We start from the raw sequence: 286 nt of genomic DNA, 5'->3' as shown, positions 1-286 counted from the left end.
AAGCATTGGGGTGGAATGCACCGAAGATAATCGTCGCGCCTATCGTGAAATGCTGTTTACTGCAAAAGAAGCCATGGAAAGCGCTATCTCTGGTGTCATCTTATTTGATGAAACACTGCGTCAAAAAGCATCTACAGGGCAGATGTTGACAGATCTTATTCGTGATGCAGGTGCTGTGCCGGGGATCAAAGTCGATACCGGTGCCAAACCATTGGCGGCTTTTCCTCAAGAAACGATTACAGAAGGCTTGGATGGTCTTCGTGAGCGTTTAAAGGATTATTATACT

1 protein-coding gene is annotated in these 286 nt (G+C 45.8%); it reads left to right on the top strand.

What is annotated here, in order from left to right:
- Positions 1-286: class I fructose-bisphosphate aldolase (locus ACFIML_RS09290; protein WP_375688048.1), on the top strand; the 286-nt coding region annotated here is incomplete at both ends.

This window comes from Bartonella sp. AC62GZZY, from assembly GCF_042196525.1.
In the GTDB taxonomy this organism is placed as follows: Bacteria; Pseudomonadota; Alphaproteobacteria; order Rhizobiales; family Rhizobiaceae; genus Bartonella.
Note: the sequence above shows the minus strand (reverse complement) of the source record. Positions and strands in the feature narration are given on the sequence as shown.